The sequence below is a fragment of the Buttiauxella noackiae genome (assembly GCF_000737905.1).
Lineage (GTDB): Bacteria > Pseudomonadota > Gammaproteobacteria > Enterobacterales > Enterobacteriaceae > Buttiauxella > Buttiauxella noackiae.
Genome location: NZ_JPRU01000002.1, coordinates 426,342 through 453,255, shown reverse-complemented (window position 1 = coordinate 453,255; position 26,914 = coordinate 426,342). Strand labels below are relative to the sequence as shown.

The following is a 26,914-nucleotide window of genomic DNA, read 5'->3' as shown; positions in this document are numbered from 1 at the left end:
GAATTATGACACTCAGTTATGCCGTTATTCCGTATCCGCTTTATAATCGCGGCTACGCTTTTGAACCACGGGACAAGTAATGCGCATTATTCACACATCAGACTGGCATCTGGGTCAAAATTTTTATACCAAAAGCCGCGGTCCTGAGCACCAGGCGTTTCTTGAATGGTTGCTGAAAGCCGCAGTCGAGCATGATGTGGATGCCATAATTGTCGCGGGCGATATTTTTGATACCGGCTCGCCACCGAGCTATGCGCGTGAACTATATAACCGCTTTGTGGTGCAACTCCAGGCAACGGGCTGCTCACTCGTGGTGCTGGCCGGAAACCATGACTCCGTCGCGACGCTTAACGAATCCCGCGAACTGATGGCGTGCCTGAATACATATGTTATTGCCAGTGCTCGCCATGATACCAGCCAGCAAGCTATTGTTCTAAAATCCAAAAGTGGTCAACCCGGTGCGATTCTCTGCCCTATTCCATTTTTGCGCCCACGCGATATTCAAAGCAGCCAGGCGGGTTTATCCGGCCATGAAAAACAGCGTTCATTAATGGAAGCCATCAGCGAGCATTATCAACAGTGTTATAGCGCGGCCTGCGATTTACGCGCTGATGCAAAGCTGCCGATTATTGCCACCGGACATTTAACGACGGTCGGCGTGACCAAAAGCGATGCGGTGCGCGACATTTATATCGGCACGCTCGATGCCTTCCCGGCGCAGCACTTCCCGCAGGCGGATTACATCGCGCTGGGCCATATTCACCGTGCGCAATTAATTGGCGGCACTGAACATATCCGTTATAGCGGCTCGCCAATTCCATTAAGTTTTGATGAAACCGGCAAAAGCAAAAGCGTTTATCTGGTGGAATTTGCCGAAGGCAAACTGCATGAAGTCAACGCGCTGAATGTACCCGTCAGCCAGCCGCTGGCGGTGATCAAAGGCTCTCTTAGCGAAATAGAACAACAGCTGACGCAGTGGCGCGATGCCCCCACAGAGCCCAAAGTGTGGCTGGATATTGAAATCGCCACCGATGAATATCTGCATGATATGCAGCGCCATATTCAGCAACTCACTGAAACATTGCCCGTTGAAGTGGTGTTGCTGCGCCGCAGCCGAGAACAGCGTGAACGCGTTATCGCCCAGCAGCACAAAGAAACCCTGAGTGAACTGACGGTGGAAGAAGTTTTTGAGCGCCGCCTGATTCAGGAAGAGACCACGGAAGAACGCGCGCAACGTTTGCGCACTCTGTTTGCCCAGACAGTGGCAAGCCTGCATGACGCGGAGGAACAGGCATGAAAATTCTCAGCCTGCGGTTAAAAAACCTCAACTCCCTGAAAGGGGAATGGAAAATTGATTTCACCAGCGAGCCTTTTGCCAGCAACGGCTTGTTTGCGATTACCGGGCCAACCGGTGCCGGGAAAACCACGCTGCTCGATGCGATCTGCCTCGCGCTTTATCACAAAACTCCGCGCCTCAATACCGTCTCCCAGTCGCAAAATGACCTGATGACGCGGGATACCGCCGAATGCCTGGCGGAAGTGGAGTTTGAAGTCAAAGGCGTGGCGTATCGCGCATTCTGGAGCCAGAATCGTGCGCGCAATGCGGTAAACGGCAATCTGCAAGCTCCGCGCGTGGAGCTGGCCGAAGTCGCCAGCGGCAAAATAGTTGCCGATAAGGTCAAAGATAAGCTCGATCTTACCGCCAAGCTAACCGGGCTGGATTACGACCGTTTTACCCGCTCGATGATGCTTTCCCAGGGCCAGTTCGCCGCGTTTTTAAACGCCGATGCTAATGACCGCGCCTCACTGCTGGAAGAACTCACCGGCACCGAAATCTACGGCACCGTTTCTGCGGCGGTGTTCGAAAATCATAAGAATGTGCGCAGCCAGCTTGAAAACCTGCAAGCCCAGGCCGCAGGTGTCGCGCTGTTAAGCGAAGAGCAGCGCCAGCAGCTTTCCGGGAGTTTGCAGGCACTCACTACAGAAGAAAAAACACGGCTGGCAGAACAGCTCAAACTCCAGCAGCACCAACAATGGCTAAGCCAACTTGCACAGTTTACGCAAAACCATGCGCAATCCGAGCTGGCGCGCAATACGGCCGCACGAGCCATTGAAGAAGCGGCACCTTTATTAGAAAAACTAACGCGCGCGCAGCCAGCGGAGAAACTGCGCCCGGACTGGCAACGCCTGCAAGAGCTCCAGACTACGCTGCAAAAAACCCGCCTCCAGACAGAGGAAGTGAATACTCGCTTACGTCAGGCAACAGTGCGCCGCCAGCAGACTCGGCTAGCCGCCGCAAGCCAGGCAGCAAAACTGACGCAGGAAAACACACAGCTTCAGGAGTGGCTCAAAACGCACGACAGTTATCGCCTGTGGGGAGCGGAATTAGCGGGCTGGCGCATGGCTTTCAGCCAGCAACAGCGCGACACCTCTCAGCTCCAGACTTTGCAGCGCGATATCGAAGCTAACCAGAAAAAACTCGGACTGCTGCCGGTTGTTGAGTTGTCTCTTAATGCAGATGAAGTGAGCGCTCATTTACAAGCGACGATAGCCGCTCGCCCTCTGCGCCAACAGCTCGCCACGCTAAAGCCGCAGCTTTCCTCACTTCTCAAGCGCAAAACGCAGCAGCAGCAAGATATCGCCGTGCTTGAAAAACTGATCGCTCAGGGTGATGCGGAACTGGCACTCAAGCGCCAGCAATATAAAGAACGCCGCCAGCACGAAAGCGATCTGGAAAAAGTGTGCGAGCTGGAAAGACGAATTGTCAGCCTCGAAGCGGAACGCGCCCATTTGCAGCCCGATGAACCCTGCCCGCTGTGTGGCTCCACGCAGCATCCGGCGGTGGCGGATTATCAGGCGATAAAACCGGGTGAAAATCAGCAGCGGCTTGCAACGCTGAAACTTGAAGTGGCAAGCCTTGCGGAAGCGGGCTTTGCGATGAAGGGCCAGCTTGATACCCAACGCAAGCAACGTGAACACCTGATTGCCGCAGCCACGGCGCTGGATGAAGAAGAAACCGCGCTTCGTGCGCGCTGGCAACAATTGTGCGCCAGCTTGCAACTTGCACTGGCGCCAGAAGACGATCTCCAGAACTGGCTGGCAAGCGAAGAACAACGCGAGCAGCAATTGCATCAGCTCACCCAGCGCATCGCCGTGGAAGAGCAACTTGCGCAGGCGCGAGTTCAGCACGACAAACTCGCCGCAGAGATAACATCCCAGCGTGAAGCATTAAACGCCGCGCTCGAAAATGTCGCTTTACAGCATCCGGCGAGTGGCGAAGAAAATAGCTGGCTTGCGGAGCGCCAACAGGAATCACAGCACTGGCAGCAGCGCCACGAACAGCTTCCACACTTGCAGCAGCAATTGACCACGCTGGAAAACATACTCAACGCTTTGATTGACGACGGCAGCGAGCCCGCACCGTTATCCGAAAGCGTACAAATTTCGGCGCTACAAAGCTGGCATAACCTGCACAGCGATTGCATCGCACTGGAAAGCCAGTGGCAGACGTTGCAACAGCAACTCCAGCAGGAAGAAACCCGCCTTGCTCAGGCAAACGAGCAGTTCCTGACTGCGCTTGCCGCAAGCCCCTTTGCTGATGTGGAATCATTCCAGGCGGCGTTGTTAAGTGAAAGCGAGCGCCAGCAGCTCGAGCAGAAAAAACAGCAACTTGAGCAACAGCATCAGCAGCAAACCGTTCTTTTCCAGCAGGCAGAAAAAGCGCTGACAGAACACCTTGCAGCTCGCCCGGAAACACTGGCGGCGGAGGCGGAACTGAGTTTATTGCAGGAACAACTGGCGCACTGCAATCAGCAACTACGTGAAAACACCACGCAGCAAGGGCAAATTCAGCAACAGCTACGCCATGACGAGGAAAACCGCCAGCGCCAGCAAGGGCTGATGCAGGCGATAGTTGAGTGCCAGCAGCAAGTTGAAGACTGGGGTTATCTCAATGCGCTAATTGGCTCAAAAGAAGGCGATAAATTCCGTAAGTTTGCCCAGGGGCTGACGCTCGACAATCTGGTGTGGCTGGCGAACAACCAGCTCAACCGTCTGCATGGCCGCTATCTGCTGCAACGCAAAGACAGCGAAGCGCTGGAGTTGCAGGTAGTAGATACCTGGCAGGCCGATGCGGTGCGTGACACGCGCACGCTTTCCGGCGGCGAGAGCTTCCTGGTCAGCCTCGCGCTGGCACTCGCGCTCTCCGATCTGGTGAGCCATAAAACGCGTATCGACTCGCTGTTCCTCGATGAAGGCTTTGGCACGCTGGACGCCGAAACGCTGGATACTGCGCTGGATGCACTCGACACTTTAAATGCAAGCGGCAAAACCATAGGCGTAATTAGCCATGTTGAAGCGATGAAAGAACGTATTCCAGTGCAGATTAAGGTGAAGAAAATTAACGGATTGGGCGTGAGTCGCCTCGCGAAGGAGTTTGCTGTCGGTTGATTTTTGCGGATGACGCTGCGCTTATCAAATCTACGGGCGCAGCGTCATCCAGCGGCTTTTATTTCTCTAATGGCCACAACCATGCAGCACCACGTACGCCGCTGGAATCACCGTGTACCGCTTTACGAATTGGGGTTTCGCACTCGCCACCAAATACCCATGGTTTCACTAGCTGCGGCACCGTTTTGTACAAGCGTTCGTTGTTACTCATCCCACCGCCCAATACAATCACATCGGGGTCAAGAATATTGACAATGTGCGCCAGTGATTTTGCGAGGCGCATTTCGTAACGCGCGATCGCCAGCTCAGCAACAGGATCTTGTTGATCGACTAAATGCATGATCTCATTGCCTTTGAGCTGTTTGCCACTCAAACGATGGTAATCCGTGCCGAAGCCGGTACCGGAAATAAAGGTTTCGATGCACCCTTGTTTGCCACAGTAGCAAGGCACTTCCTCGCGAAAACGCAGCTCGTCTTCGTCCATCCACGGCAATGGGTTGTGTCCCCACTCGCCCGCAGTACCGTTGCCACCAATCAGGCTGCGGCCATTAATGGCAATACCTGAGCCACATCCGGTTCCGATGATCACCGCAAAGACAATCGCAGCCCCTGCTGCTGCACCATCTATAGCTTCGGAAACCGCGAGGCAGTTAGCATCGTTTGCCAAACGCACTTCACGGCTTAGCGCATCGCATAAGTCTTTATCGAAAGGTTGGCCATTGAGCCAGGTTGAGTTGGCATTTTTTACCACACGGGTATAAGGCGAAATCGAGCCTGGGATGCCCACGCCGACCGTTCCCTTCTCACCCGTGGCCTCCTCAGCCAGGCGTACCAATTCAACAATGGTGCCAATGGTTTGCTGATAGTCATTTTTCGGTGTTGGCAGGCGATGACGGAAAAGCTGTTTACCATCATCCGCCAGTGCGATCACTTCTGTTTTTGTCCCACCTAAGTCGATACCAATGCGCACAGCGATGCCCTCATTTAATTAGTGTTATCAACAGAATAGAAGTGCGGCCCCGTAAAGGCAATGAAACACAGCGGCTGATTCGCTATCATGCCCGCTGCGTTTAACTGACAGTCCGGGAAATAATCATGCTGTGGTTCAAAAATTTAATGGTTTACCGTTTAAGCCGTGACATCACGCTTTCAGCGGATGAGATGGAAAAACAGTTGGCCGCGTTTACTTTCACCCCTTGCGGCAGCCAGGATATGGCGAAGACCGGCTGGGTGTCACCGATGGGTTCGCACAGCGATGCATTAACCCATGTCGCTAACGGGCAGATTGTGATTTGCGCCCGTAAAGAAGAAAAAATCCTCCCGGCCCCGGTGATTAAACAAGAACTGGAAGCGAAAATCAGCCGACTTGAAGCCGAACAAGCACGTAAGCTGAAAAAGACCGAGAAAGATTCTCTGAAAGATGAAGTGCTGCACTCTTTACTGCCACGTGCTTTCAGCCGTTTCAATCAAACAATGATGTGGATCGATACCGTAAACGGTTTGATCATGGTCGATTGTGCCAGTGCTAAAAAAGCTGAAGATACGCTGGCACTACTGCGTAAAAGTCTTGGTTCGCTGCCTGTTGTGCCACTGGCGCTGGAAACCCCTATCGAGCTGACGCTGACTGAGTGGGTGCGTTCTGGCGACGTGCCTCCAGGTTTTGCGCTGATGGATGAAGCCGAGCTTAAAGCTATTCTCGAAGGTGGCGGCGTGATTCGCTGCAAACAGCAGGATCTGGTTTGCGATGAGATTGCAGCTCATATTGAAGCCGACAAAGTGGTAACGAAACTGGCTCTCGACTGGCAAGAACGTATTCAGTTTTTGATTGCTGATGACGGTTCGATTAAGCGCCTGAAGTTTGCGGATACACTGCGTGAGCAGAATGATGATATTGAACGCGAAGATTTTGGTGGGCGTTTTGATGCCGATTTTATTCTGATGACCGGCGAGTTAGCGGCGTTGATTAAAAATCTGGTTGAAGCGTTAGGTGGCGAAGCTCAGCGCTAAAAGCTGTTCCCTCTTCCCGAAAGGAAGAGGGAAACAACATTATTTGTCGGCCAGGTAACGGCAAAGATAAGAAGTAGGCTCAGCGACTTGTAAATGGAATTCGCTGTGTCCAGGGACATGGAACACGGTGCCCGCAGCATAAGTTTTCCACTCGGTTTCACCCGGCAGTAAAACGTGTAATGCACCACTGATGACTGTCATTTCTTCTGGTTGTGCAGTACCGAAAGTGTATTCACCTTCAACCATTACCCCAACACTCGCGCGGCCAGTGCTGCTGCTTGTAAAACCAATAGATTTCACTTTACCGGAAAAGTACTCATTACTTTGAAGCATGACCAAGCCCTTTTTAAAATAGTTGAAAAAACAATATAGAGGGGAACTTGAGAGCCTGTCACGCAAATTATTACCTGCCGTTAAGCGAGCAATTCTGAGGCTAAACGCGCTATCAACACGTTCGATAACAATACCGGGACATCTAGGGATTTTTGCAACAAATCGCGATGTTTTTGGTGGAATCCAAGACAGTCCAGCACCAAAACATCTGCACCACTGTCGACGAGTTTTTTCCCTGCATCGATGAGATCTTGCTCAGTTCCATGAACAGGGTTAGCCAGTTCATACAGCGGCTCAATGGGGAGTAACTCCCATTTTTTGTTCTGGTATTTCATCATTTCGGGAACGGGCAGAATGATACCGACCTGATGCCCATCGACAATTGAGGCCACCAGCGGCGGGATAATTCGCTCAGGCTCCAGCAAGATGCCTTTACGCACCGAAAGATTGGCTAAGCGGTGTGTGCTCATCAATAAAATGACATCGAAACCCTGGTTATCCAGCACCTCAATAACACTTTGCAACGCTTGTTCTACTTTCTGCTTCCCCACGTAAGCCAAAACGTTCCCGGTTAACAGCGTCAGAAGTTGTTCTTCACCGGGTGACGGTGAAAATTCTTCCATCACTTCGTCATATGAAAGATTACCTAACAGACTGAAAGTTTTGATTTGCTCTTCAGAAATATGGTCTGTGAGTAGCGGCAGTATTTCACTGACCGGGACAACGCCGATGGTGAGAATCGCCAATGTTTGTTTCATGTTTCGTTCCGCCCTTGCCCAATATCAGTCCTTCGCTGCTGCACTGGTATCTTTCCTGTGAATGATACTCTGCTGAAGGTCGCTCAATAATTAACCACAAAGCGTAGCAGCATAATTGCAGAGCATCTGCCGGAATATTCAACGAAACGTTAATGACACCTATACAACATCATGATAATGAATTGCTAACAACCAGATTAAACGAAAGGTGTGATGAATGACCAGGTCATTGAGTTCACTCGAAAAAGAAGGAGGTAATCATGGCATCCATGCCGAGGTATTACGTTTTTTGCGGATCTTCATAACGCCGCTTCGCATCCAGCGCTTCTTGTTCTGTTTCGTGTTCACTAATCAGCGTATCAGGATGTGGATGGTCGGCACGGAGTTGATACCAGGTCACTGTTTGGTCTGTTGAACCTTTTTCAACTGCAACAACACGCGCTTCCCGAGGATATGGAGGATTGCTCGCCATCGCTCTTCCTTTGGTAATGAATGAGCGTTAAGTATAGTGAAGAATTAGCTGGCATGAGCCTTTTGCAGCGCAGCGAGTACTGCTTCGACTATCTCGGTTGGGGGACGAGTGGCATCAATCACATGATGTGCAGCCTCGTTGTACAGCGCTTCACGCGCCGCGAGAACATCAACGATTTCGTCAGTAATGGGTCTGCCAGTCAGTGTTGGCCGTTGGCCCTCTTCAGGGAAGGCTTCTAAACGTGAAGCAAGGATTTGCGCCGGTGCACGTAAATAGATAACCACACCATGCTCACGCATAAACTGACGATTACTTTCCGCCAGAACCATACCGCCGCCAGTGGCGATGACCGTATTGGGGGCGGTAACACTTTTTAGTGCACCGGATTCACGACGACGAAAACCGTCCCATCCTTCTTGCGCCACAATATCGGCAACACTCATCTTCGTGCTGGTTAAAAGGTAATGGTCGGTATCAACAAAGTTACAGCCCAATGCCTGCGCTAATGCAACACCGACGGTTGTTTTGCCACAACCTCGCGCGCCGACTAAATAAATGGGTTGAGTCATCGGTGGCTAATCCTTAGAAGTCCGCCAAAGGTTGTCATCATACCAGCAAGCTAGTACGTGGAATAGAATTACATCGGTATTAAGCGCTTTTTGAACGACCAGCGACAAGCAGCCATTTTTCCAGTTCATTGGCAAACATCTGGCGGTCGCGCTGATTAAGACTATCAGGCCCACCAGTTTGCACTCCACTGGCTCTTAATGTATCCATAAAATCGCGCATCGTCAGGCGCTCACGGATAGTAGCAGGAGTGTAAAGTTCACCGCGAGGATTAAGAGCAATCGCCCCCTTTTCCAGCGCATCCGCTGCGAGCGGTATATCAGCAGTGACCACTAAGTCACCTTTTTCACAACGGCGCACGATTTCGTTGTCAGCCACATCAAAACCCGTGGCGACTTGCAGGGTACGAATAAAGCGCGAAGGCGGGGTTTTCAGCCCCTGATTGGCTACCAGAGTTACCACAATTTGCGCGCGCTCAGCAGCACGAAACAGCACTTCTTTTATAACTTTTGGACACGCATCAGCATCCACCCAAATTTGCATGACGACTCCTGGTTGTCAGTGGGAAGGGGGCGATCTTGCCGTGGTTTTACGTCAATCACCAACTTTATCTTTGCTTGTTGTTCCGCCTGAACGTAGCGTGAGCGCCAGAAAGCACGGTAAGCTATGCTCATCACACAACTCAAAAGATGGAGTGAGACTTTGGATAAGAAAATTGGATTTATTGGTTGCGGCAACATGGGAAAAGCCATCCTGGGTGGACTGATAGCTAGTGGACAGGTACTTCCAGGTAATATCTGGGTCTACACACCTTCACCCGATAAAGTGGAAGCCTTGCGCGACCAGTACGGTATTAATGCGGCGCAAAGTGCACAGGAAGTGGCGCAGATCGCCGATATCGTTTTCGGCGCAGTAAAGCCCAATGTGATGCTAAAAGTGCTGGGTGAAGTTAATTCCAGCCTGAATAAAGATACCGTGGTGATTTCAATTGCCGCAGGCGTTACGCTGGATTCATTGGCTAAAGCCCTGGGCCATGACCGCAAAATTATCCGCGCAATGCCTAACACGCCAGCATTAGTCAATGCAGGCATGACCTCGATTACGCCAAACGCTCTGGTTACTTCAGAAGATATTGCCGATGCGGTGAATATCTTCCGCAGCTTCGGGCTTGCCGAAGTCGTCTCTGAAAACATGATCCACCCAGTCGTTGGTGTCAGTGGTTCAGCACCGGCTTATGTCTTTATGTTTATCGAAGCTATGGCTGATGCCGCAGTGCTGGGTGGAATGCCGCGCAAGCAAGCGTATCAGTTTGCAGCGCAGGCAGTGATGGGGTCAGCCAAAATGGTACTGGAAACTGGCCAGCATCCAGGCGAGTTGAAAGATATGGTGTGTTCACCAGGCGGTACAACGATTGAAGCGGTAAAAGTTCTGGAAGAAAAAGGGTTCAGAGCCGCAGTGATGGAAGCCGTAGTGAAATGTATGGCCAAATCCGAGCACTTAGGTAAATCATAATTTTTCAGCCCTCTCCTATGAATGGGAGAGGGTTTTAAGCCGCAATATCGGCAACCTCTGTGCGGCTACGCCCCAGATTTTTGGCTTTATATAACGCCACATCGGCCGCTTTTAACCATTCGCGATAATTAACCATACTGTTATCAAACTCCGCCACTCCTACACTTATGCATAGCGAAATACGCGGTGCATGAGGTATGCGAAACTCTTCAAGATATTCACGTACTCGCGCCATCGCCTGTATTGCACTCTCTTGAGATGTGCCCGACATAATTACGCCAAACTCATCACCCCCGAAGCGCCCGATAACATCGGTAATACGCAGAGTCAGTTGCAAGTGCTCGGTCAGCGCCAGAATCGCCTCGTCACCCACATCATGCCCGTATGAGTCATTAATTGATTTAAAGTGGTCAATATCAATGAGTAACAAAGTGGCACTACGCTGGTAACGCTGGCAGTTATCATATTCGCCATGAAGCAGGTGTTCCCAGTGACGGCGGTTATACACCCCCGTCATGCCATCGCGAGTACTCATATGCATTAAACGCCGCTTGTGTTCGGAGAGTTTGAGAGCCGTTCGGTAACTGACCAGGCCAAAGTAAGTCGGGTAAATCAACAGGAACGGCAGGCAAATCCATACCTGTGATGGCATGGTTTGTAGATTGAGCGGTATATGAAATAAACCCAACGTCAGCAGGCAACTCAGTACAATTACCCCCAAACCACCAAGGAACAGTTTCAATCCACCACAGCCGACATTATTCATACACAACATCGCGAGAATTAGCGCTGATGGCAAAGCATTCAATCCCATCACCGCAATCCAAACACCGCCCATCAAAGAATCGACCATTAAGTTACGGATTTCAGCCCGGGCGGGATCGGATGCACGATCGGCAGTTTGCCATGCGAAGTGTGGCCAGATAAAACCATAGGCGACCAGAAGCAGCCACCACCATCCTGACACCGGTTGCATAACCAGAACCGAGGAGATACAGAAAAAACCTGTCGCTAATCCTATGATTCGAGGGATGTAAAGTCGTCGGGCAAATCGTCGCGCCGAGCGATGCCGATCTTCATCAAGGTACGTTGAGCTATCCATAAATCCCCCAGGAAGCCATCTTCCAGAACGGTGTTCATCTTTCATGATAATTAGGAATATTCTGAAATATTTTCCGTAATTATAGAAAGTTTAATTCGGGGGGAAGTATGATTTTATGAGTGAGTCAGCGAACCGACTCACCCATTTAGGCTATCAGGATTGTTTTTTCAGGCAATTGCTCATGAAAGTTTTTCGCGCATCGCCGGATAATGTTTTTTTGCCAGCTTCAGCATTACAGTCTTTCATTTTCTGCTGTTGCGGCGTCAGACTTTTATCTGCTGGCGCTGACTGACTGTTTTTCAAGCAATTGCTCATATATGTTTTACGGGCATCTCCTTTCAGAGTTTGTGAGGTCGCTTGTTGGTTACACGACGTCATACGTTGCTGCTGCGGTGTCATCGCTTTATCTGCCGCCGCCGCCGACCCAATAACACCCGCCAGTAACACCATCATTAATACACTTTTCATAGCACCATCCTTTTTATTGTGGTGCATTAATTTTGGCCTGTAGTTGGGAAAATGGCGAACTGGCAGACCCAATATTGCTCGGCCTATTGCTTAAGCGTAGCGGTAAAGCGCCGCAATCGGCACCAGGTTTCAGGGGGATAAAATGTAAAGGGAGAGATAATATAGCTGGATGCTAATTTACTTTAATTATTCTAATTAATAATAAGAAAATAATGTGAAATGCCCGCAAGACAAATCAAGTAGCTGGAGGAGTCAATAAGCGCGATAAATATTGTTTAAGCAGAGTGGTATCATCTGCAGTCACTGAATCATCAGGCTGAGTTTCATTTAAAGCATCTTCAATATTTGTGATTATTGCTAATCTTTCGCTACGCTCCATTCTTTCAAGCATGGCGAAAATCACTATTTCCAGGGCTTCTATCTGTGCAACAAACTCTTTTGACTCTTCTTCTTTTTCAGCGAGTTTAGCCAGTAATTCAGAAATAAGGTTTTTCATAGTTCTAACCACCTGAGATTTGAAACATGAAGTTAGCATTATGATTTCAGATTGCCTAGAGGGTGAGGCGACTATTTTTATATGACTTGTTAAATATGTGTCGGAGCCCAAAAAAAATATTATCAGGTAACAATTCCAACAATTAAAATTATGACAACTACTACGACACCCCTTGGTGAATACTTTTTAATCACCCAATAAAAAAATAGCTTCAAAATAAACGGGATATATTATGACCCAACTTGTTTTCTCTGAGCATCTTGTTGCTTTTTACGCCGTAACATAACCGCCAGTTGCCAAACATTCAGTAATACAACCAACGCGGTAGCAAGAAATACCCAACGATATCCCGCCATTGCGGAAACGCCTGCCCCCATGAGCGGCCCAACAACGTTTCCAAGATACATAAACGACTGGTTATAGCCAAAGATCCTTCCTGTAACCTGGTCGCTGGAATACTTAACGAGCAAAGTTTGAACCGCTGGTAACATCGCGCCATCTGCAAAGCCAAGTAAAAAGCGCAATACAGCCAATTGCAGCGGTGATGTTACCCACGACATAGCAAAAAATAATATCACTGCAAAGATTAGCGTTGCCATTAATACTCTGGCGGTACCGATTCTATCGCCCAACTTACCTAATCTGGGGGCGGAAATAAGAGCGGATATCCCAGGGACTGCCGCAATAAAACCACTAATGAATGCAATATTATTACTTTCAGGAGAAAGGTGTTTGATGAAAAGGGCAAGTATTGGCCCGACGGAACCATTACAAAGTTGAATGACCATCGTGGTGACGAACAGACTTATCATTAATTTAGGATAAGGTAATGACGCAAACACAGCTTTGCCCGATAAACGATCGGCCTTGCTAATATTAGGGCGTGCGCCTTCTTTTATCAGAAATAACGTCACTAAAAAACTGACCATCAGCAATGCAGCCGTGACGTAGAAGACCATCCGCAGCCCAAGAGTATCGGCCATATATCCGCCCAGTAGCGGACCAACAATAACACCACTGATTTGTGCGGTGGAAAGTGTACTTAACGCCCAGCCACTGCGCTCTCTTGGAACCTGAGAAGCCACTAGCGCCATCGCGTTGGGAATATAACCGGAGGTTAACCCCATCACAGCGCGCAAAATAAAGAGTTGCCAAACATTAGTGGCAAATGCCTGTAGCAAAATAGCGACCGCCATACCCAAAGAAGCACGCAGCAGCATTAATTTTCGGCCTTTGCGGTCAGCAAGGCTTCCCCACATTGGAGAAACAATGGCAGACACCAGAAACGTCACACTAAAGGTCAGACCCGACCACATTGATAACGCTTCGTGAGAAGTCACACCAAGTTGTTCAACATAAAGCGGTAAAAACGGCAGTATTTGGCTAATGGCAAGTCCGGTAAAAAAACAGCCGAACCATACCGAGATAATGTTGACCTTCCAGGATTCCATACCGTGTACGCTTTAATAGTGGGATAAAAAGATCGGTAGAATAATGTGAAGTTTATCATACAAATTAATTTTATCGACAAAGCCCGTAGCCACGCATCCCCATATGAAAATGATTGGCATGAGCAGCGTTATATTCAGGCCCCAACGCATTACCATAAAATGTACAACCGTTTTCGAATACCCGATGAAGATATTCACTTCCCTTCCCTGTACTGCGCCAGTCTTTCAGGACACTGATTTGTTGCTGATTAGCAAAGCTAAAACCGCTAATATCCAGCGCATCTGCTGTAGCATGCTCACTGCGTCGGGCCCCATCGCGATTGTAGATATTTCGACAAGCAAAACTCCCCAGATGGTTAATCCGCGTAAGCTTGCTGCCTATTTCAGATTGCGCTAGTGGAACCGCGCGTTGGTGAATAAACATCGTGCTACTTAGGGCAAGTGAGCAACTTGCCAGAAAGCTGCTGCTTAGCGCTACGTTACCAAAATCCAGCACCCGTACTGCGCCAGTTAATGGGCAATTACCCTGGGTATCCGCAGACTTGCGGAAGTTTATTTGTCCACGCGCCTGTGCCTGCTGCAGCAACGCAAAACAAGCTTGAGGGTCGTTTACCATCTGGCGCAATTTGTAGCGCGTAATCTGCGTTGGCGGATCATCAATCGATAGTGGCGCAAACGGATTGTACTGCGCAGGCAGGCGCTGATAGAGCCAGAACCCCACTACGGCCATAATGGCTATGACCATCACAATTTTCACTCCTTTCACCATCCCTTCACCTGATTTTGTTTACGGAATAATCATTATAGAAGTCGGTCGGTTTTAAGCGGCAGGAAGCGCATGAATCCTTGTTATGAGCATGGTATGTTGTCCGCCTTTGTACCGTTTAAGGATGGATTTTGGCATGGCAAAATTGCGGGTTGGTATCGTGTTTGGGGGCAAGTCAGCTGAGCACGAAGTATCATTACAGTCGGCGAAAAATATTGTCGACGCCATTGATAAATCAAAGTTTGAAGTCGTATTACTGGGCATTGATAAACAAGGGCAGTGGCATATCAATGATGCGTCCAACTACCTGTTAAATGCAGAAAACCCGGCATTAATCGCGCTGAATCGTTCAGGGACAAATATAGCCGTGGTGCCAGGTCAAACAGAAAACCAACTGATTGAATCCTCCTCCGCCGAGTTTTTAGCGCCCGTAGATGTCATTTTCCCGATTGTTCATGGCACGTTGGGCGAAGATGGCTCTTTGCAAGGGATGCTGCGCATGGCTAACTTACCATTCGTTGGTTCAGGTGTGCTGGGTTCAGCCGTAAGCATGGACAAAGATGTAACTAAGCGCCTGTTACGTGATGCGGGGCTAAATGTTGCTCCATTTATTACCCTCACCCGTTCAAACCGAAACAAAATCAGCTTTGCCGAAGTCGAAGCAAAACTTGGCCTACCATTGTTCATTAAACCTGCCAACCAGGGTTCTTCCGTGGGTGTCAGCAAAGTAAATACCGCCGAACAATATGAAACAGCAGTCACCTTAGCCTTCGAGTTTGACCATAAAGTTGTCGTGGAAACCGGTATTAAAGGCCGTGAGATTGAATGTGCTGTGTTGGGTAACGATGAGCCACAAGCGAGTACCTGTGGTGAAGTGGTGGTAAGCAGTGATTTCTACTCTTACGACACTAAGTACATTGATGATAAAGGCGCGCAAGTTGTTGTTCCTGCTTCAATCCCGGCAGAAATTAACGACAAAATCCGTGAGATTGCAGTGCGTGCTTATCAGACCCTGGAATGCAGCGGAATGGCGCGAGTTGACGTATTCCTGACAGCTGATAATGAAGTCATTATCAATGAGATCAACACACTGCCAGGTTTTACCAATATCAGCATGTATCCAAAACTCTGGCAGGCAAGCGGTTTAGATTATCAGACACTGATTACCCGTTTAATTGAACTGGCTCTTGAGCGCCACCAGCAAGATTGCGCTCTGAAGAGTTCGATTACCGCCTAAACCTTACTCTTTCGCCGTCTCCTCAAGTTCTGGACGACGGCGAATAATAAACCCGGCCAGCCAGAAACATATTACCCAGGTCACAAGCCCAACAGCATAGTTTTGCCAGCCTTCGGTTTTAAACCCCAGCAAGCCAATCACACCATTCAAAATAAAGATCAAACCAATCGCTACAGCGTAATAGTGCCAGTCACGGCGCATTTTCAAAGAGAGTGTTTTCGCAGACATGATGCAATCCGTCAGGGCAAAAAGAGAACTTATTGTGGCATAGCTAACAGCTATATACCCAAAATAATTCGAGTTGCGGGAAGGCGGCAACGCAGGGAATCCCCTGTCACTTACTTCAGTAAGTGACAGGGGTGAGCGAGGAAAGCCAACGCACATGCAACTTGAAGTATGAAGGGTATAAAGCGCACGTTAATGCGGGCTAAACAGAGGATTGTTACGTAAATTTCACCTAAGTTACAAATATGTGATCTCAAACATACATTCACAAACCAGGAGCATTCCGCCCGTTAAATTACCAACAATCTGATATTGACAACCCATATGACCTGCCAAACTCAACGCAATTGAAGTCTCAGGCCACAGCCTGAATCGTTTTACTGTTGCATGGGAGGTCGTGATGGCTGATATGAGTTTGTCGAAACAGGTTGTTCCTGTAATAACCACGATTTCAACAACGAAAACAGAGGGATCTACCCAGAGTAATTTGGCTTACGCTGTGTTCGTTTTATTCTGCTTTTGGGTCGGTACGCAGATACTGAGTTTGATGGTTCACTCTCCAGGAGTGCTTGAACATCTCGCTCAGGGTAATGATGCGTCGCGTCCGCACATTGAAATGGGATTCGCAGTAAGCACCGTATTTGGTCTGGTTCCATTCCTCACGGGATGTGCGGTAATCGGTTTGATTAGCCTTGCGCTAAAATTCTACCAGCGCCACCATTTTTAATGGCGTCTTATTCAATGCGCAGTTGAAAACTTAGTTCGTTGGGCGGGTGAGCAAAGTATCACCCGCGTAGACAGTCTGACTTACAATTTCATACACGCAGCACGCCGCTCATCAACCCGCTTTGCAAACCATGCTGTCGTCAAATTACGAGTAATCTTTGGACTCTCAAGTGTAATGCCCGGCAACATTTCACGCGGCAATTTCTTGCCCGCTTTTTTCTCTGCTATTGCATACACCTGCTGATACAATTCCGTTTTCTCAAAATCGATACTGTCACCTTTCTCCAGCGCACGATGAATCTGGCTTTCACTCATATCGAGTTTGCCCGCCAGTTTCCTTACGGCCAACTCAGTGCTACCCGCTTTATCGGTGTTGTAGAGAATTAAATCGCCATCCAGCGCCAGTTTCACTCCGGTAGCCTTACTGACTGCACTCTGAAATGCCGCATTGCGACTGGCGTACCATCCCGCGTTGAAGTCGGCAAAACGGTATAGAGGTTGAGTATAATTCGCCGGGTAATTCAGCAAATGATAGGTACCGAACCATAATCCACCACGCCGAGTGAACACTTCCTGACGCACTGTACCTTCCATCTTCCACGGGTAGCCAGCAGTGTGCTGTTCAGCAAAAGCGATGCTGACTTGCATTGGCCCGCCAGTATGTACCGGATTCAGATTGCCGAAAAGTTTCTGCCCCATTGGTACCATGTCGATAAAATCATCAAATATCGCACTCAGTTGCCCTTCGGTTTTCACATTATCCAGGCGCTCGCTGTAGCTCTTCCCATTAGGCGATTTAATTAATAATGCGGTGTGGACCAGAAAAACGGGGATATGCATTTTTTCAGCGCGGCGGTCTATCTCCTTCCAGGCAATTTTGCTCAGATTCGGCACCGCAGGGTCTGCAACCAAATTGGACTCCTGCTGCGCCACTGCCAGTACCGAGCAAATATTATTTTCGTCAGGTGCAATATTCTGGCTCTTGAACGTGACCGCTAAATCTTTCGCCCAACTGTTGCGATCTTTAACGCTGGCAGGGATTTTTTGCTTCACTACACTTTCAACATCAACAGGTTTTTTGGTTTCCGAAACAGAGGGAGTGCTTTTAGTCGCACACCCTGCCAGGACAAAAATAGCACCGAGGCTGAGTGCAAAAAGCCCATGCTGTCTGCTTAACGTGACTATGGTCATAACGTTCCGTTGTAATTGTTTTCTAAGGCAGGATGAAACAATAGCAGTTCTGCAATCTGCCGTTTATCAGAGATTGACTGATAAATGCTGTGACCATCGGCTTGCTGACATAAAGTGCGATCTTCTTGACATAAACTTGACACTTAGCTGCCTGGTCAGTAATTTCATATGTAATTACTGACCAGGCAAATATCATGAAGAACAATCCGGGTATTATCGACAACAAATTCCATCTCGGTTTGCTTATCCACCTTGCAAACCAGTTTAAAGACCAGCTTATCAGCCAATATTTCTCTGGTATGGATATTACCGCTGCACAATTTAAGGTGCTGATTAATATTTATAAAGGTGTCACAAGCCCGGTCGAAATCAGCAAAAATCTGGTGATGGATGCTGGCGCAATGAGCCGTATGGTTGAACGTATGGTCAAACGCGAACTGATCGTTCGCTCCCCAAATCCACACGATAAGCGCCAGGTCATTCTGGCTCTTACAGATAAAGGCCAGATGATTTGCGACCGTTTTCAAAACGAAGCACTCGCCTCAATCATCAGCGACCTTACCGCACGCCTGACGCAGGATGAATCCCAACAGCTGGTGACGTTAATTACCAAGATGCTGCCCGATGACATTACAGCGCCGCACCGATAACACCGAATAAAGGCCAAAAGATGGAAACCACTCCAGAAGAACACGTTCAGCGCTCCAGTAAACGCAAACGTAACTTTATTATTCTTATCCTGATTATCGTCTTGGCAGCCGCGGGCTGTCTGGCATGGTATCTCTTATATGCTCGTTATTACGAGTCTACCGATGACGCCTATGTAAATGGCAACCAGGTGGCGTTAACGCCACAGATTGGTGGCACAGTCACTCAAGTTACTGCTGACGAAGGAGACTTTGTCGAGAAAGGCCAGCCACTCGTGTTGCTTGACCCAAGCGATACTAAAATTGCACTTCAACAAGCAGAAGCAAACCTTGCCAATACCGTGCGCCAGGTTCGCGGTCTGTACAGCACGGCTGATAACTACCGCGCTCAGGTCGCAGCAAAACAGGTTGCCCTGCAAACTGCACAAAATGACTATGCGCGCCGCCAGAAAATTTTCTCGACCGGTGCAATTGCGGCTGAAAATCTCTCGCATTATCGCGATGCAGTTTCTAGTGCGCAAAGTGATTTGGCTGCCGCACAACAAGCATTACGCACCAACCTTGCGATGGTTGACGACACTGTGATTGATAGCCATCCAGAAATCAAAACCGCAGTGGCGACACTACGCCAGCGCTATCTTGATAATGCACGTACCACCATTGTTGCCCCTGTCAGTGGCTATGTTGCTAAACGCGCGGTGCAGTTAGGGATGAGAGTGACATCCGGTACTACATTACTTGCTATCGTGCCACTGAATGAAGTTTGGGTTGATGCCAACTTTAAAGAAAGCCAGATGAGCACAATGCGTCTTGGACAAAAAGTGACGCTTAACGCCGACCTCTACGGCGATGATGTTGAGTACCACGGAACTATTGAAAGTCTGGGAATCGGCACCGGCAGCGCGTTCTCGCTATTGCCTGCCCAGAACGCCAGCGGTAACTGGATCAAAATCGTTCAGCGTTTACCTGTGCGCATCACACTTGACCCACACGATATGCAGAAGCACCCGTTACGCGTTGGCTTATCAATGAATGCCCGTGTAGATATTCGAAACAATGAAGATGGCCATCTGCTGCCACAACAAACCGTTAGCACGCCTCGCTTTACCACCGATGTCTATAAAGACTCGCTGGAGGCAGCAGATAAACTTGTGGCAAAAATCCTTCATGACAACAGCAATGCGGTAGCCGCAAGCGCCCATTAAGAGAGACGTTATGCAAGATAAAGCCGCATTTACGCCTCCCAACATGTGGCTGGCGGTGCTCGCACTATCGCTGGCAACGTTTATGCAAGTGCTGGACTCCACCATTGCAAACGTTGCGCTGCCGACCATTGCAGGGAACCTTGGTGTAAGTGCCGATCAGGGGACCTGGGTTATCACCTCGTTTGCGGTGTGTAACGCCATTGCTCTGCCCCTGACTGGCTGGTTCACCCGGCGTTTCGGGCAGTTAAAGCTATTTATCGGTTCAGTGGTGATGTTCACCCTCACCTCTTTTCTGTGCGGCTTTGCCCACAGCATGACTGAGTTGATCATCTTCCGCGCTCTGCAAGGTTTTTTCGCAGGCCCAATGTTCCCGATGTGTCAGACACTACTTTTGGTTATCTTCCCTTCGAGCAAACGCAGCATGGCGCTTGCTCTATTGTCGATGGTAACGGTGGTTGCGCCAATCGTCGGCCCGATTACCGGCGGCTGGATAACTGATAATTACTCGTGGCCGTGGATTTTCTACATCAATGTGCCAATCGGGATTTTTGCTTCCATTGTTGTCTGGACACAACTGCGAAGTCGTGAAGAAACCACGACCCATTCGCCTATCGACTATATCGGTATCGCTCTGCTCGTCCTCGGTGTTGGGCTATTGCAGGTCGTTCTGGATAAGGGAAACGATCTCGACTGGTTCGCCTCACCGCACATTATTATTATGTCAACGATCTCAGCTATCTCGTTGGTGTCGTTTGTTATTTGGGAATTGGGCGAGCGCCATCCTATTGTTAACCTGCGCTTGTTCAAGGATCGTAATTTTGCCATTGGCACGGTTTCGCTGACACTCGGTTATGCCGCATTCTTCGCCATCAACATCATTTTGCCCCAGTGGCTGCAAACGCAGATGGGTTATACGGCAATCTGGGCGGGTCTTGCTGCAGCGCCAATGGGAGTGTTACCGCTAATGATGACGCCGATTATTGGGCGCTACGCCAGTAAGTTTGATTTGCGTATCCTGGCCTCGCTGTCATTCCTGACCATGGGGGCTTCGTGCCTTATCCGTGCGCAATTCAATACCGATATAGATTTCCGTACCATCGCCGAAGTGCAGCTGTTTATGGGGATCGGTGTGGCATTCTTCTTTATGCCAATAACAACCATAGTGCTATCAAACCTTAACGGTGCAGAGGTGGCCGAAGGTTCCGGTCTGGCTACGTTCTTCCGTGTGCTGGGTGGTTCTTTTGCGTCATCACTCACTACGTGGATTTGGTCACGCCGTGAAGTGTTCCATCACGCAAATCTGACCGAGAGCGTGTCGATTTATAACCCTTCAGCGGTTGATTATCTGGATAAGATGGGGGGCGCAACGCAGCAGCATCTGGCGTTTGTAGATAAGACTATCGAGCAGCAGGCCTACATGATGTCGACCATCGACTACTTCTGGATTTTAGGTTGGGGTTTTATGGCACTGATTGTGGTTATTTGGTTTGCCCGTCCACCGTTTGTACGCTCGGACGCACCCGGTGCTCCATCAGCTGGGCATTAAATCAATCTGGCGGGAATACCCGCCAGATCTCTCTTTCTAGACCGATTCACCTGCCGCTTCTACCGGAATATCCTGTAACGTGCGCTCAAAGCTGCGCAGACGTTTATAGATAGACATCAGTTCAACAAGTGTGGTCCACGAGCTAATCAAATACTGGAATGACCCACGAACCTGACCAAACACGTTGGTGATTTGCGTCATCAGTCCAAGCGTAATAGTCCCAGCTACAATCGATGGGAACAGCAAGAACAGACCAAACACATTATCAACCTGCAAGTAGAGAATACGGGCAATGTTGAAGTACATGTAGTGGAAATAGAGGCGGAAATAGTTTCTACGTACGCCATCAAACAGCTCTTTTACTGTTGGTGGAGAAGCACGAGATGGATCGTCCTCGCCATAGACCAGCTCTTTACGATAAGCCGCTTCAACACGCTGATTTTTGAACTCAAGCCCTGGCAATTTAATACCGACCACAGCCAGCAACCCTGTTCCCAGAAGCGACCAGATAATGGCAGCAATGACCAGGCCGTAAGGAATATGCCCAACAATCGGTAAATCTGGAACGTGAGCTGAAAGAGTGACCAACACGGGCAAGAAGGCAATTAACGTCATAATTGCGTTAATAAAGCTGACGCCCATATCTTCGAGAGTGGAGGCAAAGCGCATGGTATCTTCCTGCACACGCTGTGCGGCACCTTCGATATGGCGCAGCATCTGCCAGTTATCCATGTAGTATTCATTCATCGCGGTACGCCAGCGGAAGACATAGTGGCTGACGAAAAAGTTATTCATCACGCCAACAATCACCGCAATCAGTGCAATACCGAGAAATACGCCAACCTCATGGTAGAACTGCTCAATGGTCACTTTATGGGGGGCACTAAGCGCAGTCTGGATTAAATCGTAGAATGGGGCATACCACGCATTCACCGCTACCCCCACTTCCACCAGGAACCAGGTAACGAAAATAATCAGCGAGGAGCCGAGAATAGACCAATACTGCCAACGGTGCGGGCTGTAGATAAACCAGAATAGTGCAAACATACCCACGCAAAGAGCGTAATAGGCGTAAAACACCAGATAGCCCATCGACCAGAAACGAGCCGCACTGATTGGCACTTCGCCACTTGCGCCGGTGATATGCTCAAGCCAGTTGCCTCCACCAGCCTGCCAGAAAACAACTGCGATCATTGCCCAGATAAAAGCCGACAGGAAAAAAGCTGTCGGGCGTGGGAAAAACGATTTAAACATTACAACACTCCTGAAAACACACTCTTATTGTTGTATACCCAAGCGACGTCAAAATGCAGCCAGGCAGCAATCGACTGAGTCCCGATGAGCTTACTCAAGTAAGTGATTATTCGGGGATCGAGAACAGCCAACAACCCTGCATATTGAAGGATGACAGGTATAACTTCCCCGGAAAAATAAGGCTCACTAAATGTTGTATCAAGAGATGTAAGGCTGAGTGCCGCTTTACCATTGCTCAAGGATTTCTGCGGTAGATTTTACCCGCAGGGTATTTCCAGGAATCGTAAAGTTACGCCAGACATCGTTGTAATGCTCGATCAACACTTCAGCAAGCGCCGCCGGACGATTTGCTGTGGTATGGGCATCAAGGGCAACAGTCATGGCATAGCCGCGACTGGCTCCATTTTTAATAGTAGCGTCCACGCAATAATCCGTGGCACAACCGCACACCACAAATTCGTTTATCTTGTGGCGTTGAAGCAGCTCATCAAGTTCCGTGCGATAAAAAGCGTCACAGGCTGTTTTGGTCACATACAGCGCATTAGTTGGCTGTATTAGCTCAGGTAACAAACCAAACGCCGCGCTCCCCTGTTCAAAACCAGGTTCTGTATGCTGGATGAAAATAACTATTTCTGCGGCATCGATCAGTTGGTTAATACGAGTCGCGCAAGTTTCACGGTTAAAACGTGGGGTTTCAAATACCCCATTTTGCATATCGATCACCATCAGCACACGTTGGGCAGGCATAATTAAGCTCTCAATGAACAAGGAAGTCATGAGCGTAGCATAAGCCTTGTTTTGCTTTAAACCGTGTAAAGTTTGGGCTCGCCGTCAGGCCGGGTTTTGAACCGGCGATGCAGCCACAGATACTGCTCCGGAGCACGCATAATTTCATGCTCAATCTTACGGTTCATATACGCCGCGGCTGCTTGTTCATCATCGAGCGGGTAATCAATCATTTCAGGCCCAATAACCAGTTGATAACCGGAGCCATCAGATTTGCGGTACAGAACAATCGTAAGAAGCACGGGTTTCGCCAGACGGGCAATAGTGTAAGTCCCGTTAGTCGTTGCGGCCTGCGGCACGGCAAAGAATGGCGCAAATGAACTGCCTTTAGGACCGTAATCCTGGTCAGGTGCAAACCACACGGCTTCACCGGCTTTAAGTGCTTTCACCATACCTTTTAAGTTGCGCCTATCGAGCATCGCTTTATTAGAACGGGAGCGACCACGGGTCTGTACATACTCCATCGCTTTATTATTATGTGGCCGATACATCGCCATCATTGGTCGGCAGAGCCCCATTACACGGCCACCTAATTCCAGCGACATGAAATGCACGCCAATGGCCAGAACGCCTTTTCCTTTTCCGCAAGCTGCGGTGATGTGCTCAAGGCCGCTGACATCAAACCATTTGCGAACCCGCTCATCAGACCAAAACCAGGCCATTCCCGTTTCAATCAACCCCATCCCCAACGAAGAGAAATTCTGCTTAACGAGTTCTTCGATTTGCACGTCGCTATAATGTGGGAAACAAAGTTTGAGATTCTGGCGAGCAATAGAAACCCGGCGTTTAAGAAAACGCATTGATGTCCGACCGATTAAGTCGCCCATTTTAAGCAGTACGGAATATGGCAATTGCACCCAAAGCCACAAAATAGCCAGACCAAACCAGGTCAGCCAATAGCGAGGGTGAAGGAGATCTTTTCGGAATGACGGTTTACTAGACATTTTCTGCTTCTTTATGCGTAATTGGTGTGTATCGCATAAGGAGTTAAATCATTAGCGGTACAGCGAGGTGCCATAACTAAGACGCCATCGGGCAGTAATAGTTGCAGCACAGTATTCAATGTTCCGCTGATGATACGCATTTTCTGATCAAGCTATGTATAGGAGTTGTCAGTTTTTTTGCGTATTTCCTACAATTACATCAGCATCAAGCGTTATACGCACTTTTCAGTTCAAAAAACAGTCAATAAAAGTCTGATTTCGTTTTTTTACTACCAGTAATCTCCCTATCACTTAGCCACTTCTGCTGAATAAATTTTCATCTTTTCACCTGTCATATAGTGACATTTGTACCAATACTTATTGGGATTTCCCTACATATCTCAGGAACCAAACCATATGAAAAAACTTACATTAAGCTTAATGTCCGGCATGTTTCTGTTCGTTAGCGCGGGGGCATTTGCCGAAAACCCAGCAACCAGTACCTCAGGTATGCAAGCTGAGAAAGAACAACTCAATAATCCTGGTCATATTATTGATGATTGCCGTGCGCCAGGTAATGTAGATAAAAAAGGCTGCGAACCCGAACATGAAATGCGCAAAGAACATAAAGGAAACGAGAAAATGCTGGAGAAAGGCGGTACAACCGACGATGTAATGCAAAAAGACGTGCAAAAAACTAACTAGAATCAGATGCGCCACAGCGACAAGCAGTGGTGCATTACTGAGCGGAAAACCCATTGAAATGATGCGTTACGCTTTTTCTTATCACATTCCTCATTTTCCACGTTTGCGCAGCGCCAGAGAGTAGTATAAATACGATCAATATCGCTTCTCTTCGTTTATGGGTTACCTGCGTTGAAAATTCGTCTCCCGCGCCTTGCCGCGCTTGTTATTGCTGCGCTGCCAATTTTAAGCTTTGCACAAACATCTCCCGATCCTGTTTTTGCTTCCGAAATTGCAGACCGTTACGCCAACCATATTTATTACGGTAGCGGCGCTACCGGTATGGCAATGGTAGTGATTGATGGTAATCAGCGCGTTTTCAGAAGCTTTGGTGAAACACGGCCCGGAAATAATGTCCGCCCACAGCTTGACTCTGTTATCCGCATAGCCTCGTTGACCAAGCTGATGACCAGTGAGATGTTGGTGAAAATGTTGGATCAGGGAAAAGTTCAGCTCAATGATCCGTTAAGTAAATATGCCCCGCCTGGAGCCAGGGTCCCGACCTACAACGGTAACCCTATCACTCTTGTGAATCTGGCTACGCATACCAGTGCTTTACCCCGTGAACAACCTGGTGGTGCAGCTCACCGAACGGTGTTTACCTGGCCTACACGCGATCAGCGCTGGAACTGGCTAGCCACCGCGAGTTTAAAGAGTTCGCCTGGCACTATCGCCGCTTATTCAAACCTTGCTTTTGACTTACTTGCTGATGCGCTTTCTCGTGCAGCAGGTAAACCTTACCCTTCCCTGTTCGAAGAACAAATCACGCGACCACTAGGGATGAAGGACACCACGTTCACTCCTTCACCTGACCAGTGCAAACGTCTGATGGTGGCTGAAAAAGGGGCCAGCCCGTGCGATAACACCCTCGCGGCAATTGGAAGTGGTGGTGTTTATTCCACACCTGATGACATGATGCGTTGGATGCAGCAATTCCTGAGCTCTGATTTCCATCGCCGTAATACCCAAGCCGACAGAATGCAGACGCTTATTTATCAACGTACTCAGCTCACTAAAGTGATAGGTATGGATGTTCCGGGGAAAGCAGATGCTTTAGGGCTTGGCTGGGTATATATGGCACCTAAAAATGGTAGGCCGGGTATTGTGCAGAAAACCGGTGGCGGCGGTGGCTTTATCACTTATATGGCAATGGTCCCAGAAAGTAATGTAGGCGTTTTTGTCGTTGTTACTCGCTCGCCATTAACTCGTTTCGTGAATATGAGTAACGGTGTGAATGATTTAGTTTCAGAATTAAGTGGGTTTACCCCACAGACCAGCCCTGCCTCTTAGATGGTGAAGCAGGTCGGTAAACCGACCTGCTTTTTTAATAGCTAGTCGGTAAGCGATTGACTGATTTAAGCTTTCCTTTGTCCATCTCAATATAGTTACCTTTGCGTAGAGCAGATAAAATTTCCGCAATAACTGAGCGTGATATTTTAGTTCTTTTTTGTACAAACGTTATGACACCGGTACGCTCACGTAATTCAGGACTCCATGAGTCCATAATGAGCAAGGTTGCTCGAATTTGAGAATACTTTGTTGCACCAATGAAACGAGCATCGCGGTTCTCAAGACTATGTAGAAGGAAGGCTGTCCAGTGACAAACCGGTTGCCAGAGTTTATTTTTTTCAATAATTTCAAGAGCAAGGTTTGTGGGAACATTAAATCCCTTACAATCAGTTTGAGTAGTTAATCGATACTTAATCTGAGATGATTGCAATATATTAGACAGACCAATACATGTTGGTACCGATATAACCTCCATCAAAAGGTCATCCACTTCACGGTGTAGTACAATCGTCCCCTCACTAAAGAACCAAATAAGTTGTTCATTATTTTCATTAAACATATTTAATTCACTGTCTGCTGGCAAATTGAATTTCTTGCCCGCGTCCACCAACCTGCTGCGAATAGCTTCGAGCTGGGTTAATGGTTTCATATACATAATCGATATTCCTTTATTTTAAGAGCCACAAGAAAATGCCTGTCTCTATTAGAGACAGGCATTTATTACTGTTGATTTATTCAGATTAGATATGGTTCATATTA

The 26,914-nt window shown here is 48.6% G+C and carries 28 protein-coding genes; 11 read left to right on the top strand and 17 right to left on the bottom strand.

Translation table 11 applies throughout. From position 1 onward, the window contains the following. Positions 1-79: 79 nt before the first annotated feature. Positions 80-1,297 (top strand): exonuclease subunit SbcD, encoded by a 1,218-nt coding sequence (sbcD, locus tag IX31_RS10495; RefSeq protein WP_034457902.1) that lies wholly within the window; start codon positions 80-82, stop codon positions 1,295-1,297. Beyond that, complete coding sequence (sbcC, locus tag IX31_RS10490) at positions 1,294-4,449, top strand: exonuclease subunit SbcC (protein ID WP_034457900.1); 3,156 nt, start codon at positions 1,294-1,296, stop codon at positions 4,447-4,449. The genes sbcD and sbcC overlap by 4 nt, the downstream gene beginning before the upstream one ends. A 58-nt stretch (positions 4,450-4,507) precedes the next feature. Here the strand turns inward: sbcC and mak are convergent, their stop codons facing one another. Then, on the bottom strand, positions 4,508-5,419 hold the full coding sequence (gene mak, locus IX31_RS10485; RefSeq protein WP_034457898.1) for a fructokinase: 912 nt from the start codon (positions 5,417-5,419) through the stop codon (positions 4,508-4,510). 125 nt (positions 5,420-5,544) lie between these two features. On the opposite strand from mak, the gene rdgC reads away from it, so the two are divergent. Continuing rightward, positions 5,545-6,456, top strand: coding sequence for a recombination-associated protein RdgC (gene rdgC / locus IX31_RS10480; RefSeq protein WP_034457896.1), 912 nt, complete (start codon positions 5,545-5,547; stop codon positions 6,454-6,456). A gap of 39 nt (positions 6,457-6,495) precedes the next feature. On the opposite strand, the gene ppnP is transcribed toward rdgC, so the two are convergent. The 5 genes from ppnP to IX31_RS10455 form a co-directional block, all read right to left on the bottom strand. Then, complete coding sequence (ppnP, locus tag IX31_RS10475; RefSeq protein ID WP_034457894.1) at positions 6,496-6,789, bottom strand: pyrimidine/purine nucleoside phosphorylase; 294 nt, start codon at positions 6,787-6,789, stop codon at positions 6,496-6,498. Positions 6,790-6,869: 80 nt separating this feature from the next. Next, positions 6,870-7,547, bottom strand: a complete 678-nt coding sequence (locus IX31_RS10470) for an AroM family protein (RefSeq protein ID WP_034457893.1) — start codon at positions 7,545-7,547, stop codon at positions 6,870-6,872. 280 nt (positions 7,548-7,827) lie between these two features. Continuing rightward, positions 7,828-8,019, bottom strand: a complete 192-nt coding sequence (locus IX31_RS10465; protein WP_034457891.1) for a YaiA family protein — start codon at positions 8,017-8,019, stop codon at positions 7,828-7,830. 44 nt (positions 8,020-8,063) lie between these two features. After that, entirely contained in the window at positions 8,064-8,588 is a 525-nt protein-coding gene (gene aroL / locus IX31_RS10460) for a shikimate kinase AroL (protein ID WP_034457889.1), read from the bottom strand. Between the two features lie 79 nt (positions 8,589-8,667). Then, positions 8,668-9,129 (bottom strand): YaiI/YqxD family protein, encoded by a 462-nt coding sequence (locus tag IX31_RS10455; protein WP_034457887.1) that lies wholly within the window; start codon positions 9,127-9,129, stop codon positions 8,668-8,670. 159 nt (positions 9,130-9,288) lie between these two features. Between IX31_RS10455 and proC the strand changes: the two genes are divergently transcribed. Next, positions 9,289-10,098, top strand: coding sequence for a pyrroline-5-carboxylate reductase (gene proC, locus IX31_RS10450; RefSeq protein ID WP_034457886.1), 810 nt, complete (start codon positions 9,289-9,291; stop codon positions 10,096-10,098). A 34-nt stretch (positions 10,099-10,132) separates the two neighbouring features. Here proC and adrA read toward each other — a convergent pair whose 3' ends face one another. The 5 genes from adrA to IX31_RS10425 all read right to left on the bottom strand — a co-directional run bounded on the left by adrA (position 10,133) and on the right by IX31_RS10425 (position 14,384). Continuing rightward, on the bottom strand, positions 10,133-11,260 hold the full coding sequence (gene adrA, locus IX31_RS10445) for a diguanylate cyclase AdrA (RefSeq protein ID WP_420535605.1): 1,128 nt from the start codon (positions 11,258-11,260) through the stop codon (positions 10,133-10,135). Positions 11,261-11,353: 93 nt separating this feature from the next. After that, on the bottom strand, positions 11,354-11,668 hold the full coding sequence (locus IX31_RS10440; protein ID WP_034457882.1) for a PsiF family protein: 315 nt from the start codon (positions 11,666-11,668) through the stop codon (positions 11,354-11,356). A gap of 235 nt (positions 11,669-11,903) precedes the next feature. Beyond that, positions 11,904-12,164, bottom strand: coding sequence for an anti-adapter protein IraP (gene iraP / locus IX31_RS10435; RefSeq protein ID WP_034457880.1), 261 nt, complete (start codon positions 12,162-12,164; stop codon positions 11,904-11,906). Between the two features lie 230 nt (positions 12,165-12,394). Then, positions 12,395-13,615, bottom strand: coding sequence for a multidrug efflux MFS transporter (locus tag IX31_RS10430; protein WP_034457879.1), 1,221 nt, complete (start codon positions 13,613-13,615; stop codon positions 12,395-12,397). Between the two features lie 70 nt (positions 13,616-13,685). Then, complete coding sequence (locus IX31_RS10425; protein WP_034457877.1) at positions 13,686-14,384, bottom strand: extensin-like domain-containing protein; 699 nt, start codon at positions 14,382-14,384, stop codon at positions 13,686-13,688. A gap of 133 nt (positions 14,385-14,517) precedes the next feature. On the opposite strand from IX31_RS10425, the gene ddlA reads away from it, so the two are divergent. Further along, positions 14,518-15,618 (top strand): D-alanine--D-alanine ligase, encoded by a 1,101-nt coding sequence (ddlA, locus tag IX31_RS10420; RefSeq protein WP_034457875.1) that lies wholly within the window; start codon positions 14,518-14,520, stop codon positions 15,616-15,618. A 3-nt stretch (positions 15,619-15,621) separates the two neighbouring features. On the opposite strand, the gene IX31_RS10415 is transcribed toward ddlA, so the two are convergent. Beyond that, the gene (locus tag IX31_RS10415; protein ID WP_034457873.1) at positions 15,622-15,846 is read right to left on the bottom strand and encodes a DUF2754 family protein; all 225 of its coding nucleotides are present in this window, start codon (positions 15,844-15,846) and stop codon (positions 15,622-15,624) included. A 397-nt stretch (positions 15,847-16,243) separates the two neighbouring features. On the opposite strand from IX31_RS10415, the gene IX31_RS10410 reads away from it, so the two are divergent. Then, the gene (locus IX31_RS10410; RefSeq protein ID WP_034457872.1) at positions 16,244-16,570 is read left to right on the top strand and encodes a DUF2755 family protein; all 327 of its coding nucleotides are present in this window, start codon (positions 16,244-16,246) and stop codon (positions 16,568-16,570) included. An 80-nt stretch (positions 16,571-16,650) separates the two neighbouring features. Here the strand turns inward: IX31_RS10410 and IX31_RS10405 are convergent, their stop codons facing one another. After that, a complete protein-coding gene (locus IX31_RS10405; protein WP_051880673.1) occupies positions 16,651-17,760 on the bottom strand; it encodes a DUF1615 domain-containing protein in 1,110 nt (369 codons plus the stop codon). Positions 17,761-17,954: 194 nt separating this feature from the next. On the opposite strand from IX31_RS10405, the gene IX31_RS10400 reads away from it, so the two are divergent. The 3 genes from IX31_RS10400 to IX31_RS10390 are packed head-to-tail and all read left to right on the top strand — an operon-like array spanning position 17,955 to position 21,158. Next, the gene (locus tag IX31_RS10400; protein WP_034457870.1) at positions 17,955-18,410 is read left to right on the top strand and encodes a MarR family transcriptional regulator; all 456 of its coding nucleotides are present in this window, start codon (positions 17,955-17,957) and stop codon (positions 18,408-18,410) included. A 20-nt stretch (positions 18,411-18,430) separates the two neighbouring features. Next, complete coding sequence (locus IX31_RS10395) at positions 18,431-19,612, top strand: HlyD/EmrA/EmrK family protein (RefSeq protein WP_034457868.1); 1,182 nt, start codon at positions 18,431-18,433, stop codon at positions 19,610-19,612. A 10-nt stretch (positions 19,613-19,622) separates the two neighbouring features. Beyond that, on the top strand, positions 19,623-21,158 hold the full coding sequence (locus tag IX31_RS10390) for a DHA2 family efflux MFS transporter permease subunit (protein WP_034457865.1): 1,536 nt from the start codon (positions 19,623-19,625) through the stop codon (positions 21,156-21,158). Between the two features lie 36 nt (positions 21,159-21,194). Here the strand turns inward: IX31_RS10390 and sbmA are convergent, their stop codons facing one another. From sbmA to lpxP, 3 genes are all read right to left on the bottom strand, one after another. Further along, a complete protein-coding gene (gene sbmA / locus IX31_RS10385; protein WP_034457863.1) occupies positions 21,195-22,412 on the bottom strand; it encodes a peptide antibiotic transporter SbmA in 1,218 nt (405 codons plus the stop codon). A 225-nt stretch (positions 22,413-22,637) separates the two neighbouring features. Further along, the gene (locus IX31_RS10375) at positions 22,638-23,159 is read right to left on the bottom strand and encodes an isochorismatase family protein (RefSeq protein WP_034459973.1); all 522 of its coding nucleotides are present in this window, start codon (positions 23,157-23,159) and stop codon (positions 22,638-22,640) included. 56 nt (positions 23,160-23,215) lie between these two features. Next, positions 23,216-24,142 carry a kdo(2)-lipid IV(A) palmitoleoyltransferase gene (gene lpxP / locus IX31_RS10370; protein ID WP_034457859.1) on the bottom strand — a complete coding sequence of 309 codons (927 nt, stop codon included), beginning with the start codon at positions 24,140-24,142 and terminating at the stop codon, positions 23,216-23,218. A gap of 396 nt (positions 24,143-24,538) precedes the next feature. Between lpxP and IX31_RS10365 the strand changes: the two genes are divergently transcribed. Both IX31_RS10365 and ampH read left to right on the top strand, forming a co-directional pair. Then, a complete protein-coding gene (locus tag IX31_RS10365; RefSeq protein ID WP_034457857.1) occupies positions 24,539-24,826 on the top strand; it encodes a hypothetical protein in 288 nt (95 codons plus the stop codon). Between the two features lie 177 nt (positions 24,827-25,003). After that, the gene (gene ampH, locus IX31_RS10360; protein ID WP_051880737.1) at positions 25,004-26,155 is read left to right on the top strand and encodes a D-alanyl-D-alanine-carboxypeptidase/endopeptidase AmpH; all 1,152 of its coding nucleotides are present in this window, start codon (positions 25,004-25,006) and stop codon (positions 26,153-26,155) included. A gap of 34 nt (positions 26,156-26,189) precedes the next feature. On the opposite strand, the gene IX31_RS10355 is transcribed toward ampH, so the two are convergent. Continuing rightward, a complete protein-coding gene (locus tag IX31_RS10355; RefSeq protein WP_157837369.1) occupies positions 26,190-26,804 on the bottom strand; it encodes a helix-turn-helix domain-containing protein in 615 nt (204 codons plus the stop codon). Positions 26,805-26,914: the final 110 nt, after the last annotated feature.

Excerpts from the sequence above, each read along its gene's own strand:
- sbcD (WP_034457902.1), top strand. The coding sequence starts at position 80 with ATGCGCATTATTCACACATCAGACTGGCATCTGGGTCAAAATTTTTAT.
- sbcC (WP_034457900.1), top strand. The coding sequence starts at position 1,294 with ATGAAAATTCTCAGCCTGCGGTTAAAAAACCTCAACTCCCTGAAAGGG.
- rdgC (WP_034457896.1), top strand. The coding sequence starts at position 5,545 with ATGCTGTGGTTCAAAAATTTAATGGTTTACCGTTTAAGCCGTGACATC.
- ppnP (WP_034457894.1), bottom strand. The coding sequence starts at position 6,789 with ATGCTTCAAAGTAATGAGTACTTTTCCGGTAAAGTGAAATCTATTGGT.
- IX31_RS10470 (WP_034457893.1), bottom strand. The coding sequence starts at position 7,547 with ATGAAACAAACATTGGCGATTCTCACCATCGGCGTTGTCCCGGTCAGT.
- IX31_RS10465 (WP_034457891.1), bottom strand. The coding sequence starts at position 8,019 with ATGGCGAGCAATCCTCCATATCCTCGGGAAGCGCGTGTTGTTGCAGTT.
- aroL (WP_034457889.1), bottom strand. The coding sequence starts at position 8,588 with ATGACTCAACCCATTTATTTAGTCGGCGCGCGAGGTTGTGGCAAAACA.
- IX31_RS10455 (WP_034457887.1), bottom strand. The coding sequence starts at position 9,129 with ATGCAAATTTGGGTGGATGCTGATGCGTGTCCAAAAGTTATAAAAGAA.
- IX31_RS10440 (WP_034457882.1), bottom strand. The coding sequence starts at position 11,668 with ATGAAAAGTGTATTAATGATGGTGTTACTGGCGGGTGTTATTGGGTCG.
- iraP (WP_034457880.1), bottom strand. The coding sequence starts at position 12,164 with ATGAAAAACCTTATTTCTGAATTACTGGCTAAACTCGCTGAAAAAGAA.
- IX31_RS10430 (WP_034457879.1), bottom strand. The coding sequence starts at position 13,615 with ATGGAATCCTGGAAGGTCAACATTATCTCGGTATGGTTCGGCTGTTTT.
- IX31_RS10425 (WP_034457877.1), bottom strand. The coding sequence starts at position 14,384 with ATGGTGAAAGGAGTGAAAATTGTGATGGTCATAGCCATTATGGCCGTA.
- ddlA (WP_034457875.1), top strand. The coding sequence starts at position 14,518 with ATGGCAAAATTGCGGGTTGGTATCGTGTTTGGGGGCAAGTCAGCTGAG.
- IX31_RS10415 (WP_034457873.1), bottom strand. The coding sequence starts at position 15,846 with ATGTCTGCGAAAACACTCTCTTTGAAAATGCGCCGTGACTGGCACTAT.
- IX31_RS10410 (WP_034457872.1), top strand. The coding sequence starts at position 16,244 with ATGGCTGATATGAGTTTGTCGAAACAGGTTGTTCCTGTAATAACCACG.
- IX31_RS10405 (WP_051880673.1), bottom strand. The coding sequence starts at position 17,760 with ATGACCATAGTCACGTTAAGCAGACAGCATGGGCTTTTTGCACTCAGC.
- IX31_RS10400 (WP_034457870.1), top strand. The coding sequence starts at position 17,955 with ATGAAGAACAATCCGGGTATTATCGACAACAAATTCCATCTCGGTTTG.
- IX31_RS10395 (WP_034457868.1), top strand. The coding sequence starts at position 18,431 with ATGGAAACCACTCCAGAAGAACACGTTCAGCGCTCCAGTAAACGCAAA.
- IX31_RS10390 (WP_034457865.1), top strand. The coding sequence starts at position 19,623 with ATGCAAGATAAAGCCGCATTTACGCCTCCCAACATGTGGCTGGCGGTG.
- sbmA (WP_034457863.1), bottom strand. The coding sequence starts at position 22,412 with ATGTTTAAATCGTTTTTCCCACGCCCGACAGCTTTTTTCCTGTCGGCT.
- IX31_RS10375 (WP_034459973.1), bottom strand. The coding sequence starts at position 23,159 with ATGCCTGCCCAACGTGTGCTGATGGTGATCGATATGCAAAATGGGGTA.
- lpxP (WP_034457859.1), bottom strand. The coding sequence starts at position 24,142 with ATGTCTAGTAAACCGTCATTCCGAAAAGATCTCCTTCACCCTCGCTAT.
- IX31_RS10365 (WP_034457857.1), top strand. The coding sequence starts at position 24,539 with ATGAAAAAACTTACATTAAGCTTAATGTCCGGCATGTTTCTGTTCGTT.
- IX31_RS10355 (WP_157837369.1), bottom strand. The coding sequence starts at position 26,804 with ATGAAACCATTAACCCAGCTCGAAGCTATTCGCAGCAGGTTGGTGGAC.